The 4752-nt window shown below is 74.7% G+C and carries 5 protein-coding genes; 3 read left to right on the top strand and 2 right to left on the bottom strand.

What is annotated here, in order from left to right; all coding sequences use genetic code 11:
• A partial coding sequence (locus ABT263_RS38445) for an NUDIX hydrolase (RefSeq protein ID WP_502885935.1) occupies nucleotides 1–303 on the top strand: 303 nt, incomplete at its 5' end.
• Between the two features lie 26 nt (nucleotides 304–329).
• Here ABT263_RS38445 and ABT263_RS38440 read toward each other — a convergent pair.
• Entirely contained in the window at nucleotides 330–800 is a 471-nt protein-coding gene (locus ABT263_RS38440) for an LVIVD repeat-containing protein (RefSeq protein WP_352298529.1), read from the bottom strand.
• Between the two features lie 266 nt (nucleotides 801–1066).
• Between ABT263_RS38440 and ABT263_RS38435 the strand changes: the two genes are divergently transcribed.
• Complete coding sequence (locus tag ABT263_RS38435; protein WP_352298526.1) at nucleotides 1067–1600, top strand: GNAT family N-acetyltransferase; 534 nt, start codon at nucleotides 1067–1069, stop codon at nucleotides 1598–1600.
• Nucleotides 1601–1711: 111 nt separating this feature from the next.
• Here ABT263_RS38435 and ABT263_RS38430 read toward each other — a convergent pair whose 3' ends face one another.
• The gene (locus tag ABT263_RS38430; protein ID WP_352298523.1) at nucleotides 1712–3136 is read right to left on the bottom strand and encodes a tetratricopeptide repeat protein; all 1425 of its coding nucleotides are present in this window, start codon (nucleotides 3134–3136) and stop codon (nucleotides 1712–1714) included.
• A gap of 189 nt (nucleotides 3137–3325) precedes the next feature.
• Between ABT263_RS38430 and ABT263_RS38425 the strand changes: the two genes are divergently transcribed.
• On the top strand, nucleotides 3326–4660 hold the full coding sequence (locus ABT263_RS38425; RefSeq protein WP_352298520.1) for a M64 family metallopeptidase: 1335 nt from the start codon (nucleotides 3326–3328) through the stop codon (nucleotides 4658–4660).
• Nucleotides 4661–4752: the final 92 nt, after the last annotated feature.

The following is a 4752-nucleotide window of genomic DNA, read 5'->3' as shown; positions in this document are numbered from 1 at the left end:
GAGACCGAAACCGGCCTCGTCCTCCCCCTGCGCAGCATCCTCGCCACCGACTACACCGACGCCCGACTCCTCCCCGAAGCCATCGACTTCGTCTATTGGGGCGGCCACCTCACCCGCGCCCAACAAGCCACCACCACCCACCACCGCCCCCCGCACCACATCACCGGCCTCCACTTCATCCACCCCGACCACCTCGCCGACACCATGGGCCCCGACCAGCACCACCGCGTCACCCAAGCCCTCGACGCCCTCACCCGCGGCGCCCACCTCCCCTTCCTCCTCCGCGGCATCCCCGCCGAATAGCAGCCTGCCGAAGTGGGCCCGTCCGGCTAGCGACCGGAGCACGGGCCCCGGTAGGCGACCTCGGGCACGTACTTCTCCCACTGCGAGCGGCTGATGGCGCCCGTGCTGTAGGAGCAGAGTCGGGCGGCGAGGTTGGCGGGGTCGGTGTCGAGCAGCGAGACGCGCTGGTTGGAGGCGACCAGGAGCGTCGGGCCGGCCGCCACCAGCGCGCCCGCGCGGATCGATCCGCCGCTCGGGTCGGCGACGGGAGCCGTCAGGACGGGAGCGGTGGGGTCACGGACGTCCCAGAGTTCGAGGGCCGTGCTGTTGCAGACGGTCATGAGCCGGCCGTTCTCGGCGAACTCGATGCCCTCGACGTCCTGCAGCGTCTGGACGGATCCGAGCGCTCCCGATCCGATCAGGGTCGGCATGGACGGCTCCGCGAACTCGATCTCGACCTTCACGATGTCCGACCGGCCGTCCGCCGTACCGACCGGCGGCTCGACGAGATATGCCATGTCTCCCCCTCGGGACCTCGGCGGCCCCCGCGCGTGGCTGTCCCCCACCTGGTCTACCCCGCCCCGTTCCGGCTGACCCGGCATCCACCGAATCCACCCGAACCGCACCGGCCCGGAGGCCTCAGCGCACGGCCGGACGGCCTCCCCGGCCACCCACCTCCAGGGCCGCCGCAGGCTCCTCGCCGCCGGCCACCGCAGGCTCCTCGCGCACACACCGGCGGGCGGGGGGATGATGTGCTTCAGGAAGCGCGAGGAGGTTCCGGCCCATGGACATCTCGCTGACCACCGACCGGCTGATCATCCGGGACTGGTCCCCGGACGACGCCGAGGCCGCTCTGGCGATCTACGGCTCGCCGGACGTCGCCCACTGGCTGACCCCGGCGATGGACCGCGTCGCCGATGTGGCGGCGATGCGGTCGGTGCTGCAGGCCTGGCAGGAGGCGCAGCCGAACCTGCCGCCCCCTCGGGGCCGGTGGGCCGTGCAGCGCAAGGAGGACGGGGCCGTCGTCGGCGGTCTCGGCATCCGGCTGCTGCCGCCGTTCGAGGACGACCTGGAGATGAACTGGCAGCTCGCCCCCGACGCCTGGGGCAAGGGCTACGCCACCGAGGCCGGCCGCGCCCTCATCGCCTGGGCGTTCACGCAGGAGGCCGAGGAACTGTTCGCCGTCGCCCGGCCGAACAACACCCGCGCCATCGCGATGGCGAAGCGGCTCGGCATGGAGTGGGTCGGCGAGACCGGTAAGTACTACGGGCTGAACCTCCAGGTCTACCGCGTCCGCCCGAGCGACTTCCACGACTGACGGGGCGCACCCGACGCCCGGAGGATCGCCCGCCTACCCGCCCGCCCCCTCGCCCGCCTACCCGCCCGTCGTGGCCTACCCGCCCGTCGTGGCCTACCCGCCCGTCGTGGCCTACCCGCCCGTCGTGGCCGGGCCGCCCGTCGTGGCCGGGCCGGGCGTCGTCGGGCCCGCCGCGGCCGGACCGGCCGACGTCGGGATCGGCGGGGCGGCCGGGGCCGGGCCGAGGGTCGTGGTGCCCGGGGCAGCGCGGTGGCCGAGGCCGGTCCGGTAGACGTCCAGGGCGCGCTCCACCCGGCCGGTGCGGCGCAGCAGGTCGCCCAGGAGGCGGCAGAGGTCGGCGAGGTCGCCCGCCGCGCCCGCCCGTTCGAGCAGGGCGAGGGCGTCGACGTAGTGCCGCTCGGCGGTGTCCGGGTCGTCCCGGTCCTCGGCGATGAGTCCGAGCAGCCGGTGCGCCCCGGCGGCGTGGACGGTGCCGCGGTCCGGGCCGATCCGGTCGAGGAGGCTGCGCAGCAGGTCGTCGGCCTGCTCGTGCCGGCCGCGGCGGCGCAGGACGTCGGCGAGCTCGACGTCCACCTGGTGCGTGAACAGCTCCGCCTGCCGGGAGGCCAGCATGGCGCGGGCGGTGCGCAGTTCGTCCTCCGCGCGAGCCAGGTCGCCGGCCTGGGCGTGCACGTAGCCGCGCATCCAGTGGCACTTGGCCAGGTCGGAGGTGAGGCGCAGGCGCTGGTAGAGCGCCTGGGCCTTGGCGAGGGAGGCGTCGGCCTCGGCCGCCCGGCCGTCGGCGATCAGGGTGCGGGCCACGCTGCGGTGCAGCCCGGCGACCAGTGCGGGGTCGGTGGCGTCGGGGGCCAGCGCGAGGGCGAGTTCGGCGGCCTGGGCGGCGCGGGCGTGGGCGCCCATGTCCATGTAGGGGCCGATGGCGGCCGAGTACAGCAGGAGCAGCGCGTCGGGGTCGTGCAGGCCGCCGGCGTTGAGCCGGTCGATGGCGGTCTCCAGCAGGTAGCAGGCGTACCGCAGTTCGCCGGCCAGCAGGTGGGCGACGGCCCGGCCGCGGATCGCGGCGGCGCGGCGCGGCAGCGGCTCGTCGGCCAGGAGGCGCTCGGCCTGCTCGAAGTGCTCCCTGGCGTCGTCGAGGCGGCCGGCCTCCAGTGCGCAGTCGCCGAGGCCGAGCAGGGCGGCGGGGCGGACGGACTCGACGCCGTAGTGGTCGGCGCGGTCCCGGACGGCGGTGAAGCGGCGGGCCGCCTCGGCGGTGTCGCCGTCGGCCAGGGCGCTCTGGGCGTCCGCCAGGGCGATGCCCAGCTCGGTGGCCAGGTGGGCCGGCCGGCCGGTGGCGAGTTCGTCGAAGGTGACGCCGAGGCGCTCGGCCAGGTGGCGCAGCGCCGCCTCCGAGGGGTGTACCCGGCCGGCCTCGACGGTGGAGACGTAGGCGGCGGTGTAGGCGGGCTCGGCGAGCATGCGCTGCGTCAAGTGCCGCTCCCTGCGCAGTTGTCGGACGCGCCGGCCGATGTCGGCCGGGTCCTGTTCCGAGGTCATGTGCGCCCCTTCGTCGGGTGTCGGCCCGTTCTCGTCCCGCCCTATTGTCGTGGACGTGACAGTGGCTTAGATTAACTCCCTGTTTCAGTCTGATTATCTCGACACTTAAGCACCCCCGCCGGCGTTCCGCCGCACCGTGCCCCAGCACCGCCCCCGCCCCGCCCACCCCCGCCCCTCCCGGAGGTCCCCGTGCGTCACCGCAGGCTCGCCACCACCGCCCTGGCCGGCGTCACGGCCCTGGCAGCCCTCTGCTCCTGGGCCGTCCCGGCCACCGCCGCCCCGGCCACCCCGCCGGCGACCGGCTCGCCCGTGACCGGCGCGCGAACCGGCGCCCACCAGGTCGAGGCGTTCGCCGAGGACGGCAGCATCAGCCGCGCCCGGGTGCCCGCCGCCTCGCCGTTCGTCGCCCCGCAGTCGCTGGCCGGGCCCCCGGCGGGCGACGGCACCGTCACCCCGCTGGTCAGCAACGGCAGCACCGACAGCAAGCTCGACGTGGTGGTGATCGGTGACGGCTACACGGCCGCCGAACAGCAGAAGTTCCTCGCCGACGCCGCCACCAAGTGGCAGGAGATCACCCGCGTCGAGCCCTACACGACCTACCGCTCACTCTTCAACGTCTGGGCCGTGCAGGCCGTCTCCACCGAGTCCGGCATCACGGGCGACCCGGACCGGGCCACCGTGCGGCAGACCGCCCTCGGCTCCTACTTCTGGTGCGAGGACGTCGAACGCCTGCTCTGCGTCGACACGGCCGCCGTCGACCGCTACGCCGCCAAGGCGCCGAAGGCGGACCTCGTCCTCGTGGTCGCCAACAGCGCCAAGTACGGCGGCGCCGGCTACAACGACGTGGTCTCCCCGCTCGGGTACTCCGGCATCGCCACGGTCTCGGGCGGCAACGACCGCTCCGGGCAGGTGGCCGTGCACGAGACCGGCCACTCCCTGGGCCTCCTCGCCGACGAGTACTCCTACGAGGGCCAGGGCAGCTACGAGGGCGACGAACCGACCGAGGCCAACATCACCACGCTGACCGCCGACCAGCTGCGCCGCACCCGCGCCAAGTGGTACCGCTGGCTCGGCCGGACCTCCCCCGACGGCGGCACCGTCGGCGCGTACGAGGGCGGCGGCTACTACCCGACCGGCCTCTACCGGCCCACCGACAACTCGATCATGCGATCGCTCGGCCGCGAGTTCAACCTCCCCGGCCGCGAGGCCATGATCGCCGGGTTCTACCGCTACGCGACCACCCTCAGCAGCCCGACCCCCACCACCACCCCGCTCACCCCCGCCGACCGGCTCGCCGTCGAGCTGCCCGCCCCCGGCACCCGGCTGCACTGGTACCTCGACGGCTTCGAGCTGATCACCTGGCGCGACCGCACCGCGGTCACCCTCGCCGACCTGCCCCTCTTCGGCCCGAAGGGCCTGCGCCACCGGCTCTCCGCCGTCGCCACCGACCCGACGACGGCCGTGATCGACCCCAAGCTCCGGGCCACCCTGACCGACACCCTCTCCTGGGGCGTCCACCGCTGACGCGCCGTACGCCGTGGAGTGGGAAGTCGGCCCGGGGCGGCCCGCACAACCCCCGCGCCCCCGGCGGGGTGCGCGGGGAGGGGCGCGCGCGC

The organism is Kitasatospora sp. NPDC001603 (assembly GCF_040298365.1).
GTDB lineage: Bacteria > Actinomycetota > Actinomycetes > Streptomycetales > Streptomycetaceae > Kitasatospora.
The sequence above is the reverse complement of the archived record's forward strand: the minus strand, read 5'-3'. Positions and strand labels throughout refer to the sequence as shown.

Bases quoted from the DNA above. Each gene is read 5' to 3' on its own strand.
- ABT263_RS38440 (WP_352298529.1), bottom strand. From the start codon at position 800: ATGGCATATCTCGTCGAGCCGCCGGTCGGTACGGCGGACGGCCGGTCG.
- ABT263_RS38435 (WP_352298526.1), top strand. From the start codon at position 1,067: ATGGACATCTCGCTGACCACCGACCGGCTGATCATCCGGGACTGGTCC.
- ABT263_RS38430 (WP_352298523.1), bottom strand. From the start codon at position 3,136: ATGACCTCGGAACAGGACCCGGCCGACATCGGCCGGCGCGTCCGACAA.